The organism is Clostridium tepidiprofundi DSM 19306, assembly GCF_001594005.1.
GTDB lineage: Bacteria > Bacillota > Clostridia > Clostridiales > Clostridiaceae > Clostridium_AC > Clostridium_AC tepidiprofundi.
This window is the reverse complement of record NZ_LTBA01000001.1, coordinates 214,506-227,467: the sequence shown is the minus strand read 5'-3', so window position 1 is coordinate 227,467 and position 12,962 is coordinate 214,506. Positions and strand designations below refer to the sequence as shown.

Here is a 12,962-nt window from a genome sequence, read left to right as displayed (position 1 = left end):
TATTGATATTTAGTAGAAAAAAACAAGTTTTTAAGAATGAAACTATTGATGGCTTGCAAAGTCTTTCGCAATGGTTAGAAGAAATGGGATTAAGTACAGATGAATTGAATATTAGTGGTAAAAACTCTTTGAATGAAATTACAGTCTATACTTGCATTAAAATTTTAGCAGAGACTGTAAGTAAACTCCCTTTGAAAGTATACAAGGATAGCAATGGTACAAAAAAAGCTAAGGAACATTATCTATATCCAATGCTAAAATTGAGACCAAACCCATATATGAGTGCAAGCGATTTTTGGAAGTGCATAGAAACTCAAAGAAATATCTATGGAAATGCTTATATTTGGATAGACAGAGCAAGAGTAGGCAGAAAAGCAGGTACTATTTTAGGCTTATATCCTTTGGATAGCGCAAAAGTGAAGATATATGTTGATGATGTAGGATTGCTAAGTTCTAAAAATAAAATTTGGTATGTATTTACTGATAATTTAGGACATCAATATAGAATAGAATCTACTGATTTACTACATTTCAAAGGGCTTACAACTAATGGTATAGCTGGCATAAACCCTATTGAAACTCTTAGAAATAGTATAGAGAATGCTAAAAGTTCAAGTATGTTTCTTAATAATAGCTATAAAAATGGCATGCAAACTAAAGGAATAATTCAATATGTAGGAGATTTGAACCCAAAGGCTGAACAAACATTTAGAGAAAAGTTTGAGCAGATGTCAAATGGGCTTAAAAATGCAAATAAAGTTAGTTTACTACCAATAGGCTTTCAATATCAGCCTATTAGTTTGAAAATGACGGATGCGCAGTTTTTAGAAAATACTAATTTGACGATTAGGCAATTGACTGCAGCATATGGCATAAAGCTACATCAGGTGAACGATTTGCAAAAAGCAAGTTATGCAAGTACAAGTGAAGCAAATAGAGAATTCTATACAGATACTTTGCTTGGTATTTTGAACATGTATGAGCAGGAACTCGTTTATAAGTTGTTTACAACAAAGGAAATAAATGCAGGTTACTACTTTAAGTTTAATGCAGATGTGATACTTAGGGGCGATATAAAAGCAAGGTATGAAGCTTATAGAATAGGAATACAGAGTGGCTTTATTACACCTAATGAAGTAAGAGCACTTGAAGAATTAGAGCCCAAAGAAGGTGGTGACCAACTGCTTGTAAATGGAACTATGACACCTATTGAAAAAGCTGGTGCTGCATATGAGAAAGGGGGTGACAAGTAATGAAGTTCTGGAATTTTGCGACCATAAAAAATGAAAATGATAATACAGAAAGTGTCGAATTGCGAATCGAAGGTGAAATCGTAAGTAATGATGATGCTTGGATATATGAATGGTTTGAAATTGAGCATACTGCACCAAATGCATTTAAAGATGAACTAAGCAAATACAAAGGGAAAGATATAATAGTATGGATTGATAGTTATGGTGGTGATGTATTTGCAGCAGCAGGAATTTATAACGCTCTTAAAGAGCATAAAGGCAAAGTAACCGTTAAAATTGATGGAAAAGCTATGTCTGCAGCTTCTGTAATTGCCATGGCAGGAGATGAAGTGCTTATGTCACCAGTTGCAATTATGATGATACATAATCCACTTACTATTGCTAGTGGTGATATGAGAGAAATGAGAAAAACAGCAGAAATACTAGATGCTGTAAAAGAAACAATTGTAAATGCATATGTGAATAAGACAGGGTTATCTAGGGACAAAATATCTAGCATGATGGATGACGAAACATGGATGAGTGCTAATGTAGCAGTTAAAAATGGTTTTGCAGATGGTGTTTTATATGAAGATAAGCAAATAGAAGTAAGTAATATCAAGGACTTTGCTTATAATAGACTTGCGATAGTGAATAGCACTAATGAAGCTATAAAGAAGTTATTTGCAATAGAAAAAAAGCAGATTGATAATAGCGAAGATTTAGAAAAAGAAAAATTATTGATTGAATTGGACCTTATATAAGGTTCTTTTTTAATATAAAAATATTGGAGGTAATTAATAATGAGCAAGAAAAGACAGGAACTTAAAAATCAAATAGAAATTTTAAAGGCTGAAGCTAGACAACTCGTAGAAGAAAATAAAATGACAGAAGCTAAAAATAAAGTAAATGAAGCTAAAGAATTAAAAAACCAATTAGATCTTATGGATGAACTTGAGGCTTTAGAAGTACAAAATGCTACAGGCAAACAAATTGGGGAACTAAAAGATGAGCAAGAGCAAGAACAACTGTATCAAAATGCATTTTTTAAAGCTTTGAAAGGTAAAAGACTAACAGCTGAGGACAGAGAAATTTTAGAATTTAAAAACTCTTTATCAGAAAGCACTGACGCTGATGGTGGGCTTATAGTTCCTAATGATATTCAAACTAAAATAAATGAATATAAGAGAAGTTTAATTGATTTATCCCAACTCGCAACAATTGAACCAGTTTCTAGTCTTACAGGTAGTAGGGTAATTGAAAAGATAGCAACTATGACTCCACTTGTTAATATTACTGATGATACGGCGGATATAGATGAAATGGCAAGCCCACAGTTTGAGACTGTTAGTTATACAATTCAAAAGTACGCTGGATGGCTGCCAATTCCGAATGATTTACTTAAAGATAGTGACCAAAATATAATTAACTATCTTAAGAAATGGATAGGCAAGAAATCTATTGTGACGAATAATACATTATTTTTAGCGATATTAAATTCTTTAAGTGAAAAAACATTTGCTGACTATAAAGCTATTAAGAAAGCTTTGAATGTTACACTTGATCCAATACATGCTGTAGGAGCTAAGATACTTACTAATCAAGATGGATTCCAATATCTTGATACGTTAGAAGATAAAAATGGTAGACCACTTCTAAAAGATGATATAACTCAACCTACACGCAAAATCTTATTCGGTAAACCTGTTATAGTAGTTCCTAACAGTCAACTGTCTACTACTGGAACTACCACAAAATATGCGCCAATATATGTTGGAGATTTTAAAGAGGGAGTAATTAAATTTGATAGACAAAGATATGAAATAGCTTCAACTAATGTTGGCGGTACAGCATTTAGAAAAGATAGAACAGAGTTGAGAGTAATCGAAAGAGAGCAGTATAAAGCATGGGATAGTGCTGCGGTTGCAAGAGGTAAAATTGACGTTACAGCAGTAGTATAAAAGAAGGGGAATACCCCTTCTTTAAATAGGTGGTGATAATATGGGAATAACAGAAATAAAAGAATTTTTAAGATTAGAGCAAGACTACACAGAAGAAGATATGTTTTTAAATGCATTAATACAAGCAAGTGAAGGTTATATTTATAATGCTACAGGTTTAAATGGTACAGATATAACTGATGCTAATCAAATTGAGCTTTATAAGTTAGCTCAAAAGCTGCTTATAACACATTGGTACGAAAACAGAGAAGCAATATCAGAAAAGAAAACTGATAAAATAGCATTTTCGCTCAACTCTATATTAGTACAATTGCAATATTGTTATGAAGGTGATACTGTATGAATCCAGGAAGATTAAGACACAGGATAGATATATATGGAAAAATCGAAATAGAAAATGAATTGGGTGAAGTAGACTATATAGACAGTAAAATCAAGACTATATGGGCTACTATAATTCCACAGACTGCAAGTTTGCAAAGAGGACAAGTAGAAACTATACTAAGTAATACTACGCATAAAATAATTGTGAGATATAGTGCCGGGAAAGATATTACTCAAGATATGTATATTATATTTAGAGGTAAAAGGTTTGATATAAAATACATCCTTAATCCATATTTTAAAAATTCATTTTTAGAGATATTTTGTGAGGAAGTGATTGAGTAATGTCTGATGTAGAATTTAACACAAAAGAATTAGATCAATTTAGTAAGGATTTGCTAAGTTTAGCACAACAGATAAAAGGAAAACAAAGTAGAAAATTTATGCGAAAAGAAGGAAAAAAGTTAGCAAGAGAGCAACGTAGAGAATTTAAGTCTTGCAATATTGGTACAGGTGAGGGAGATACAAAAGATGTAGAAAAATCTTTTAAGGGTGGAAAAGTATTTAAAAAAGATGGCGATTTGGCTGTAAGAGGATATTCTAGTCATCCACTTACACATCTTTTAGAGGATGGCCATATTATAAAAAATAAAAAAGATGGACCAGAATTAGGATTTGTACTTGGATGGCATTTTGTTGATAAAGCCGCACGAAAATTTGAAAATATTTATGTAGATGATACAGAAATATTTATCGATGAATTATTGCAAGAGCATAATCTATAGGAAGTGATAATATATGCTAACATATATGGATATAAAAAAAGCAATTAATGATAAGCTAAAAACAAAATTTGCGAATATAAAAATAGAGTCTAATAATATTCGAGAAGGTATTAAACGACCTTCTTTTTTTGTGCAATTAGATAATATTGATACAAAAAAATTCATGACAGTTGGTAGAGATAGAAATTTAACAGTTAGAATTTACTATTTTCCATCTGACAGATATAAAAACGAAAATGAATTATTAAAAATGAAAGATGGTTTAGAAACTTTATTTTTATATGATGGAGTATTAGATGTAAATACATATCTAGCCGATGTGGATAATGTAGAGCTAGATGTAGTTGACAATAAAGGACAAGATAAGGTTTTACATTGTTATTTTTGTTTAAGATTCTATGAAAACTGGAATAAAACAGATGAACACGAAGAAGAAGAAATGGAAGATTTATATTATAGTTAAAATAATTAGAAAGGAATGATGATAATATGGCAGATATCGGAATGCCTAAAATTAACATAATATTTAAAGGACTTGGAGCAAGTGCAGTGCAAAGAGGGAGCAAAGGTGTAGCTTGTTTAATTGTAAAAGATACAACAAATACAGACATATTTACGAAGTATAGAAGCACTGACGATTTCACAACAGCAGAACAAGCAAAATATACAGAAGATAATGTACAATACATTAAGGATGTACTAGAAGGAACGCCAAAAGAGTTACTAGTGTTCAGAATCGGAGAAGGGGGAACATTAGCAGACATACTAAGTAAAGTTAAAATAAAAGCTCCTAGAAACTGCTGGATTGCTATAGCAGATGCAACGGATACAGAAACTACGGATTTAGTATCATTTGTTAAAAGTGCAGTAGCGAATAATCACAAAAGATACAAAGCAATCGTATATAATTCAAAAGCAGATAATATGCATATTGTTAACTTTACAAATACCAATGTTTCTTTTGCAGATAGTAGAGGAAAACAAGCAGGAGATAAAGCTATACCTTACTTATTAGGATATTTAGCAGGATTGCCTTTAACTATGTCAGCTATTGCAAAACCACTAAATAAATTTACGGAAGTAGAAGAACCTACTGATTTAGACACTGCCATTAATGCAGGAGAGTTTGTATTGTACAACAATGATGGAGAAGTACGTGTTGCTAGGGGTGTAAATTCTCTTGTTACAACAGGTGAAGGGATTACAGATGATATGAAATTTATATTGATTGTAGAAATAATGGATTTAATCTATAACGATATTTACACTACATTTGACAAATTCTACAAAGGAAAATATAAAAATAATGCAGATAACCAAGCATTATTAATAGGTGCAATTACTGCTTATTTTAAATCTTTAGCATTGGATAATTTGTTAGACAGTAATTTTAATAATAGAGCTACTGTTGATTTAGAGCAACAACGATTAGCTAATATTCCTAAGTATGGGGAAGATGTTGTTTTAACATGGGATGATGAAAAAGTTAAAAATATGACAGTAGGAACAAATGTATGGCTTAGAAGTAATATTAAGATTCTTAATGCAATGGAAGATTTTACGTTTGTAATTACAATGTAAGAAAGGATTAGGTGATGAACGATGTCGCAAGTTGGAAATAAGCAATTCAACGGAAAGAAAGGCAAATGTTGGATAAACGATAAAAGATATATGAATGTGTTTAATCTAACTGTTACAATTACAAACAATTATGAAGAAATTCTTGACCCTAGAGATGATCACTATGGAAAGGTACAAATTCCAAATGGATATTCGATAGAAGGAAGTTTAACACTTAGACGTGATGGTTCTGAAATAGATTTTTTAAAGGAATTGGCAGATGCAACTAAAAATAATCTAATTCCTGAAATCAGTATTGTTGCAAAAATGGAAAGAAATGATGGCTCTAAAGCAGTTAGATATAGATATGATGAAGTAACATTCGATTCATATGATTTACAAAAATTTGAACAGGATAGTGCAGTAACAGAATTGGAATTAAGCTTCAAAGCAGCTACATTTGAAGAAATTTAGCATATAGCACCTTTTTTAGGGTGCTTTTCTTATGTATTTAAAATGAAATTAGAAAGGATTTGATAGAATGTCAAAAGGTAAAAAATTAACACTTGATGATTTTAGAAAAAAAGCATTACAGAGAGAAAAAGCTAAAAAATTATTTACATTTATAGATGTAGATGGTTTTGGAGAAATAAGATTTGAAAGACCTACTGATAATGAAATCTTAAGATATATGAATGAATGTGCTAGAGCAGTAAAAGTAGATGAAAAAGGTAATGTTACAGAACAAGATTTATCAATTACATTTGAAGCGAGTAAAGAATTAGTATATGTGTGTTGTCCTTTTTTGCAAGACAGGGAATTAAGGGAAGAATTAGATATTAAAGACCCTTTAGATGTAGTATCTAAAATATTTGGCATAAATGGAACGATAGAAATTGCATCACAAATTGTAGAAGAATTTGAGGGCGGGAAATTAACTGAGCAAGTAGTTGAAGATGTAAAAAACTAATAGGAGATAGTAAGAAACCAGGTGAAATGTATTGGGTTTCTTACTATCTCCAAAAAGGATTTACATTAGATTACTTACTTAATTTAGATTATGTAGAAAAACAATTCTTTTTACGTTCTATGGAAGTGTGCAAAGAAGAAAAAGTCTTATATGATATAGAAAAATTAAAAGCCATTTTTGGAGAAAAGAGGTGAGAAAATGGCTAGAACGATTGGTACTATATTGGCGATGAGAGATAGAACTTCTAAAACGCTTATGCGTGTAAACAAAAATGTAGAAAATGTAACTAAAAACATGAAAAAATCACAAAGGCAAGTACAAAAATGGCAAAATAACTTTGTAAAAGGCATGGATAAAGTTACAAAAAAAGTAACAAAAGTAGGATTAGCTGTAGGTGCTATGCTTGGAGTATTTGCTACAAAAGTTGGATTTGAAGGACTAAAAGACTTAGAAGAAGGTGCAGCAAAAGTAAAATCTATTGCTAAAAATGCTCTGCAATTAAAAAATATCAAAAAGGATTTACTTAAAGCAAGTACGAAAACAGGTGTAGGAGTGACTGAACTAGCAGAAACACAGTATAGTGCCATATCTAGTGGTGTAAGTCCGAAAGATAGTTTAAAAGCTAGTGTTACAGCAAGCAAACTTGCTAAGGCAGGATTCACAGATGCTAATAGTGCATTAAAAGTAATGACGTCAACGATGAATGTATATGGATTAAAAGGGCAGGAAGCCATGCAAAAAATCTCTGACAAGCTACTTGTTACACAAAATTTAGGGGTAACTACTGTTGCTGAATTATCTGAAAGTATGGGGTCACTTACTCCTATTGCAAATAGTGCAGGTGCATCTATTGACGAACTTATGGCAGGTATGGCAAGTTTAACAAAAAACGGACTTAAAACAGATGAAGCAGTAACAGCTTTTAAAGGTGTTTTGACAAGTGTTATAAAACCTTCCGATGAAGCAGCTAAGATGGCTAAAAAGTTAGGTATTGATTTTTCTGTATCAGCTATTAAATCTAAAGGGTTTAGTAAATTTCTTGAAGAAATAAAAGAAAAAACAGGTGGCAATACAGAATTAATGGGTCAATTGTTTGGAAATGTTAGAGCATTATCTGGAGCATTAGTACTTACAGGTAAAGGCTTTAAAGATTTTAATACTAGTCTTGATGCTATGAAAAATAGCGCAGGTGCTACGGATGAAGCATATAAAACTATGACTAATACTATAGGCTTTAAGCTAAATAAATTAAAAAATACAAGCAAGAATATATTTACAAGTATTATGAATACTCAATCAGGACTTATAGGGCAATATATAGACAAAATTAATAACTGGGTTAATAATAACGAAAAAACTATTCAAGAGTGGGTACGAAGTATAGGTGATGGAATTGTTAAGATTACAAAATTTATTAGGACAATAGTAAAATTTGCTAAAAAGCACGAAAAGTTAATCACAACGTTATTGGTATTTATTGGGACTTTATATACAGTTATAAAAGTGATAGGAATATTAAAAACTGTATTCACTGCATTGAATACAATATGGCTTATATTCAATGGCACATTAGCATTAACTCCACTTGGTTGGATTGTACTAGCTGTAGGTGCAGTAATTACAATAGGTTATGCACTATGGAGAAACTGGGATAAATTAACTAAAAAAGCCAGAGATTTATGGGCAAGTATTAAAGAAACATTCAACAATATCAAAGCTAAAGTGGTAGAAGTTGGTAATGCATTATGGAGTGGTTTTGGTGATAGGTTTCCATTATTGCAGGAGTTTATAGGAACGCATATTAAATCTATAAAGCAAATATTTAGTGGGATTATAGAGTTTGTTACAGGTGTCTTTACAGGCAATTGGAAAAAAGCATGGGAAGGTGTAAAAGGGATTTTTACAGGAATATTTAATGGGTTACAAAACGCCTTCTTATTTCCGTTAAAAGCCATAATAAAAGGCATAAACTATATGATTACCCAAGTAAATGGAATGTCAATTGACATTCCAGAGTGGGTGCCCAAAATTGGAGGGCAAAAGTTTGGCTTTTCTATTCCAATTATTCCAGACTTACCTGAATTCGCTAAAGGCGGTATAGCAACACAACCTTCGATATTTGGTGAAGCAGGTCCAGAAATTGCTATACCTTTAAAACATAGTAATAGAAGCAGGAAATTATTAAATCAAGCTACTAGGATTATTAATCCTAAAGAAAAAGCTAATAGTACTGTTAATAATATTAAAAACACTGTTAAAAATATATTCAATACAATAAAAAATATTACTAATAATATAAGCAACAGTACAAACAATAATACATTTGATAATACTAAAAGTATTGCTAATAGTACTGTTAATAATATTAAAAACAGCAATGTAAGTAAGAAGAACAACGATAAAAAAACTAATGATGTAAAAGTATATGTAACGATCCAAGGTAATGTTATTGGCAATAACGAGTTTATTGATAAAGTAGGAGAAAGAATTGTTAAAAAAGTTAAATTAGCATTAGATACAATGTAGAGTGGTTATTATAACCGCTCTTAAAATTATAGAAAGGATGTGGTTAATATGGATATTTATTTTAGTACTTTAGACAGAAAAAAAGTTATACAATTACCTGTAATTCCTCAGAATGTCGAATTATTAAATTATAGTTTTACAAATGAAGAATTTCCAACTTTAAATAGTGTTATTAATCTTAAAAATTATAAAAAGCAATTATTTACAACTACTTTAGAAAGTTTTTTCCCTAAAACTTCGAAAAGATATAGGTGGTTGAGAAGTGATGTTGATATGAATATAGGTACAGCTTTTTTCTTAGACGTTGCAAATAAGGAAATACCAATTCGTTATATGGTTACTGACAATAATAAAGAATTAACTAATATACCTGTTACTGTAGAAAATTTTGTAACAAAAACTAAAAGAAATGGTGATATAGCTTATACATTAACTATTAAGGAATATAGGGAAGTGATATAAGATGTATAGGTTATATGTAAATAATAAAAATATAACAAACAAAGTTAATAATATTTCTTATAGCACCGATATAGAAACAGTAGGCACTACATTAACATTTGATACAGTAGAAACAGTTTCAGAGGGTGCTATAGTTAGTTTAAAAGAAAATAGCAAAGAGATTATAAGAGCAATAGTTACAAACACAAGTAGAAATAAGGATTATTATTCAGTTACTTCACAAGATTTTGCATTTTATTTAAATAAAAATGAAGTAATAATTCAATTTAATAAAGTTAGTGCAAATAAGGCTATAAAACAATTATTAGATAAATTTGGTATAAAGAATAATATAAATAGCAGCTTAACTACTCAAATAACTAAGATATATAAAGATGAAACTATACTTGATGTAATTAACGATATATTAGAACAATGTTACTTAGAAAAAAATATTAAATATAGAATTGAAATGAGACTAGATGTATTATATATAGAAAAAATAACTAATCTAGAGATTAATCCAACTATATTCTTTGATAACAAAAGTATAAAAAGTTTGAAATTAATATCTGATGATATAACTTATAATAGAAGTATTGAAGATATGAAAAATAAAGTAGTAGTTATAAGTGATGATGAAAAAAGTACAAGAATTATTGCTAAAGTACAAGATAATGCAAATATAAGTAAGTTTGGACTTATGCAGGAAGTTGTAACACTAAAAGATAAGAATATTGCACAAGCTAAGAATATTGCACAAAATACTCTGAAAGACTTAAATAGAATACAAGAAGAAATTAGTTTTACTATTTTAGGAGATAGTACAGTAAAGGCTGGTAGAGTAGTTAATATCAATACAGATATAGTAAAAGGTAAATATTTAATAAAATCAGCTTCACACAGTATAACAGATGTAAATCATGATAAAGTTAATGTAACCTTAGGGGTGATATAAATGAGTTATGATGTTGAGTTTGCTAAAATGTTGAAAGAAAGAAATAATAAGAAAGCTATAGGAGCCATTACAGGTAAAGTAGTTAGTGTAAATCCTTTTAAAATTTCCATATTTGATGGACAAATATTACTTAAAAAAGAACAGTTATATTTTTGTAATAGTATATTAGATAATTACATTAGAGAATATCAAACTTCAGAAATAAATACAGAACAATGGGGTAGTACTCAAAAAATAAAGTTAACTGATACCTTGAAAGTTGATGATGAGGTCATGTTAATAGCAGCAGAAAACGGACAAACTTTTTTCGCTATAGATAAGGTGGTGAAACTATAATGTTTCCACAAACACAAATAAATATTGGTAATATTATTGATGAAAAGACTTCTGAAAATAAACTCGGCAAGTCTTTTTTATTTGATTTTTCTAAAGGTGATTTTATATTGAAAGGTGGAAAATTAATTGAAACTAGTGAAATTGAAGCTATAAAAGTTTGGATAGAAAAAGTATTAAGAACTGAAAAGTTTAAATTTAAAATTTATGAGAAACAGGACAAAAAAAGAGAATACGGGGTTACTATAAGAGAATTACTGATTGGTAATAAATATCCACAAGCATTTGTACAATCTGAACTAAAAAGAGAAATTACAGAAGCATTATTAAAACATCCACAAATTGAAACTATAAAAGAATTTACAACAGATAAAGCATATACAACACTAAATATATATTTTACAGTTATTTTAAAAGATGCTAGAAGTTTTGAACAGGAAGTGAGTTTTAGTGAATAATAGATTAGAAAGAATGTTAAACAATATTGATGATGAATTTGATAAGAGCGAAGGTTCTTTTTTTTATGATAATTTACAGGCGGCAGCTATTGAGTTTGATTTACAAGAAGAAAAAATAAAAAAAATAATTGATAAGGGCTTTGCCGATACTGCAAAGGGTACTTATTTAGATAGAAAAGTAGCTGAAAAAGGCTTAATAAGAAAGCGCGCTACAAAAGCTTCAGGAATAGTAAAAATAATAGGACAAGAAGGAACAAAAGTTGAAAAAGGTATTAAAGTTGCTACAGATTTATGCAATTATACAGTTTTAGAAGAAAGAGTAATTGAAAAAGAAAATTTTACAACTGTAAAAGTAGAATGCGACCAGGCAGGGAAAATAGGAAATATACCTATAGGAGCTATTAAGTATTTTCCAGTAACTATTGCTGGATTAAGCAAAGTTGAAAATATAGAAGAATTTAAAAATGGTTTTGATGAAGAAACAGATGAAGAACTGAGGAAAAGATATTTTGAAGCTGTGCGAGAACCGGTTACGTCTGGGAATATCTATGCATATAAAAAATGGGCTAAGGAGATAAATGAGGTTGGAGATGCAAAAGTAAAACCTCTCTGGAATGGTCCAGGTACTGTAAAAGTAATAATTGTAGATAGAAATAAAACAGAAGCTTCAGAAGTTCTTATAAATAAAGTGAAAAATTATATAGACAAGCAAGCACCTATTGGTGCACAACTAACTGTTACAAGTGCAAAAAGCAAGTCTATAAATATTAAAGTTAATTTAGTTTTAGATGGAGCTTTAAATATAAATGTAATTAAAGAGAAGATACAAGAAAAACTAGAGAGTTATTTTAAAAATATATCTTTTATTTCTAATTATGTAAGCTACGCAAAGATAGGGAGTCTTATACTTACGGTTGATGGAGTATTAGACTATAATAATTTACTTGTAAATTCAAAAAAAGAAAATATTAATATGGGAGAAGATGAAATTTGTATTTTAGGCAATTTAAATATTAGTTAAAGGATGTGAGAAAATTGAATAACATAAGTAATTATCTTAAAAATAAACTTGTAGAAGCTACTTTAAGAGGGCAACAGCTACAAATAAATAATGTATATTTAGCTTTGTTTAAAAGCAATCCCGAAACTAATTCGGGAGAAGTAACTGGAAGAGGATATGAAAGAAAATTAGTTACTTTCAATTCTCCTATAAATGGAGAGACTACAAATTCAATATCAGTTGAATTTGATATAGCACAAAACGCATGGGGAACTATTACCTATGCAGCTTTATACGATGCAAAAGTAGGCGGAAATTTATTGTTTTATGGTCCTCTAGAAGTTAAAAAAACAATAGATAAATATAGTCAATTTAAATTTCCTCGAAACTATATTACGTGCAAAATAAAGTAGG

General features: G+C 29.9%; 17 protein-coding genes. All 17 read left to right on the top strand.

Annotated features, from left to right (window positions below; translation table 11 throughout):
* Positions 1-2: 2 nt before the first annotated feature.
* The 17 genes from CLTEP_RS01140 (at position 3) to CLTEP_RS01060 (ending at position 12,961) form a co-directional block, all read left to right on the top strand.
* Complete coding sequence (locus CLTEP_RS01140) at positions 3-1,253, top strand: phage portal protein (RefSeq protein ID WP_066821281.1); 1,251 nt, start codon at positions 3-5, stop codon at positions 1,251-1,253.
* Positions 1,253-1,996, top strand: a complete 744-nt coding sequence (locus CLTEP_RS01135) for a head maturation protease, ClpP-related (RefSeq protein ID WP_066821278.1) — start codon at positions 1,253-1,255, stop codon at positions 1,994-1,996. Before CLTEP_RS01140 ends, CLTEP_RS01135 begins: the two co-directional genes overlap by 1 nt.
* A gap of 39 nt (positions 1,997-2,035) precedes the next feature.
* Positions 2,036-3,193: a phage major capsid protein gene (locus CLTEP_RS01130; protein WP_066821275.1), complete on the top strand. Its 1,158-nt coding sequence runs from the start codon at positions 2,036-2,038 to the stop codon at positions 3,191-3,193.
* A gap of 40 nt (positions 3,194-3,233) precedes the next feature.
* A complete protein-coding gene (locus CLTEP_RS01125; protein ID WP_066821271.1) occupies positions 3,234-3,536 on the top strand; it encodes a head-tail connector protein in 303 nt (100 codons plus the stop codon).
* Positions 3,533-3,862 (top strand): phage head closure protein, encoded by a 330-nt coding sequence (locus CLTEP_RS01120; protein WP_066821268.1) that lies wholly within the window; start codon positions 3,533-3,535, stop codon positions 3,860-3,862. Before CLTEP_RS01125 ends, CLTEP_RS01120 begins: the two co-directional genes overlap by 4 nt.
* Positions 3,862-4,302, top strand: a complete 441-nt coding sequence (locus tag CLTEP_RS01115) for an HK97 gp10 family phage protein (protein ID WP_066821256.1) — start codon at positions 3,862-3,864, stop codon at positions 4,300-4,302. The genes CLTEP_RS01120 and CLTEP_RS01115 overlap by 1 nt, the downstream gene beginning before the upstream one ends.
* Positions 4,303-4,315: 13 nt before the next feature.
* A complete protein-coding gene (locus CLTEP_RS01110; protein WP_066821253.1) occupies positions 4,316-4,765 on the top strand; it encodes a phage tail terminator family protein in 450 nt (149 codons plus the stop codon).
* Between the two features lie 26 nt (positions 4,766-4,791).
* Positions 4,792-5,883 carry a phage tail sheath C-terminal domain-containing protein gene (locus CLTEP_RS01105; protein ID WP_066821249.1) on the top strand — a complete coding sequence of 364 codons (1,092 nt, stop codon included), beginning with the start codon at positions 4,792-4,794 and terminating at the stop codon, positions 5,881-5,883.
* Between the two features lie 21 nt (positions 5,884-5,904).
* Positions 5,905-6,336 (top strand): phage tail tube protein, encoded by a 432-nt coding sequence (locus CLTEP_RS01100; protein WP_066821242.1) that lies wholly within the window; start codon positions 5,905-5,907, stop codon positions 6,334-6,336.
* Between the two features lie 67 nt (positions 6,337-6,403).
* Positions 6,404-6,832 carry a hypothetical protein gene (locus tag CLTEP_RS01095; protein WP_066821240.1) on the top strand — a complete coding sequence of 143 codons (429 nt, stop codon included), beginning with the start codon at positions 6,404-6,406 and terminating at the stop codon, positions 6,830-6,832.
* A gap of 198 nt (positions 6,833-7,030) precedes the next feature.
* Positions 7,031-9,358 carry a phage tail tape measure protein gene (locus tag CLTEP_RS01090; protein WP_066821238.1) on the top strand — a complete coding sequence of 776 codons (2,328 nt, stop codon included), beginning with the start codon at positions 7,031-7,033 and terminating at the stop codon, positions 9,356-9,358.
* A gap of 48 nt (positions 9,359-9,406) precedes the next feature.
* Positions 9,407-9,820, top strand: a complete 414-nt coding sequence (locus CLTEP_RS01085; protein ID WP_066821236.1) for a hypothetical protein — start codon at positions 9,407-9,409, stop codon at positions 9,818-9,820.
* Position 9,821: 1 nt separating this feature from the next.
* Complete coding sequence (locus CLTEP_RS01080) at positions 9,822-10,757, top strand: XkdQ/YqbQ family protein (protein WP_066821231.1); 936 nt, start codon at positions 9,822-9,824, stop codon at positions 10,755-10,757.
* Entirely contained in the window at positions 10,758-11,093 is a 336-nt protein-coding gene (locus CLTEP_RS01075; protein WP_066821228.1) for a DUF2577 family protein, read from the top strand.
* Positions 11,093-11,548, top strand: coding sequence for a DUF2634 domain-containing protein (locus CLTEP_RS01070; protein ID WP_066821226.1), 456 nt, complete (start codon positions 11,093-11,095; stop codon positions 11,546-11,548). Before CLTEP_RS01075 ends, CLTEP_RS01070 begins: the two co-directional genes overlap by 1 nt.
* Complete coding sequence (locus tag CLTEP_RS01065; protein WP_084364504.1) at positions 11,541-12,569, top strand: baseplate J/gp47 family protein; 1,029 nt, start codon at positions 11,541-11,543, stop codon at positions 12,567-12,569. The genes CLTEP_RS01070 and CLTEP_RS01065 overlap by 8 nt, the downstream gene beginning before the upstream one ends.
* A 14-nt stretch (positions 12,570-12,583) precedes the next feature.
* A complete protein-coding gene (locus tag CLTEP_RS01060) occupies positions 12,584-12,961 on the top strand; it encodes a phage tail fiber protein (RefSeq protein WP_084364502.1) in 378 nt (125 codons plus the stop codon).
* The last annotated feature ends 1 nt before the right edge of the window (position 12,962 follow it).

Excerpts from the sequence above, each read along its gene's own strand:
- CLTEP_RS01135 (WP_066821278.1), top strand. The coding sequence starts at position 1,253 with ATGAAGTTCTGGAATTTTGCGACCATAAAAAATGAAAATGATAATACA.
- CLTEP_RS01130 (WP_066821275.1), top strand. The coding sequence starts at position 2,036 with ATGAGCAAGAAAAGACAGGAACTTAAAAATCAAATAGAAATTTTAAAG.
- CLTEP_RS01125 (WP_066821271.1), top strand. The coding sequence starts at position 3,234 with ATGGGAATAACAGAAATAAAAGAATTTTTAAGATTAGAGCAAGACTAC.
- CLTEP_RS01120 (WP_066821268.1), top strand. The coding sequence starts at position 3,533 with ATGAATCCAGGAAGATTAAGACACAGGATAGATATATATGGAAAAATC.
- CLTEP_RS01115 (WP_066821256.1), top strand. The coding sequence starts at position 3,862 with ATGTCTGATGTAGAATTTAACACAAAAGAATTAGATCAATTTAGTAAG.
- CLTEP_RS01110 (WP_066821253.1), top strand. The coding sequence starts at position 4,316 with ATGCTAACATATATGGATATAAAAAAAGCAATTAATGATAAGCTAAAA.
- CLTEP_RS01105 (WP_066821249.1), top strand. The coding sequence starts at position 4,792 with ATGGCAGATATCGGAATGCCTAAAATTAACATAATATTTAAAGGACTT.
- CLTEP_RS01100 (WP_066821242.1), top strand. The coding sequence starts at position 5,905 with ATGTCGCAAGTTGGAAATAAGCAATTCAACGGAAAGAAAGGCAAATGT.
- CLTEP_RS01095 (WP_066821240.1), top strand. The coding sequence starts at position 6,404 with ATGTCAAAAGGTAAAAAATTAACACTTGATGATTTTAGAAAAAAAGCA.
- CLTEP_RS01090 (WP_066821238.1), top strand. The coding sequence starts at position 7,031 with ATGGCTAGAACGATTGGTACTATATTGGCGATGAGAGATAGAACTTCT.
- CLTEP_RS01085 (WP_066821236.1), top strand. The coding sequence starts at position 9,407 with ATGGATATTTATTTTAGTACTTTAGACAGAAAAAAAGTTATACAATTA.
- CLTEP_RS01080 (WP_066821231.1), top strand. The coding sequence starts at position 9,822 with ATGTATAGGTTATATGTAAATAATAAAAATATAACAAACAAAGTTAAT.
- CLTEP_RS01075 (WP_066821228.1), top strand. The coding sequence starts at position 10,758 with ATGAGTTATGATGTTGAGTTTGCTAAAATGTTGAAAGAAAGAAATAAT.
- CLTEP_RS01070 (WP_066821226.1), top strand. The coding sequence starts at position 11,093 with ATGTTTCCACAAACACAAATAAATATTGGTAATATTATTGATGAAAAG.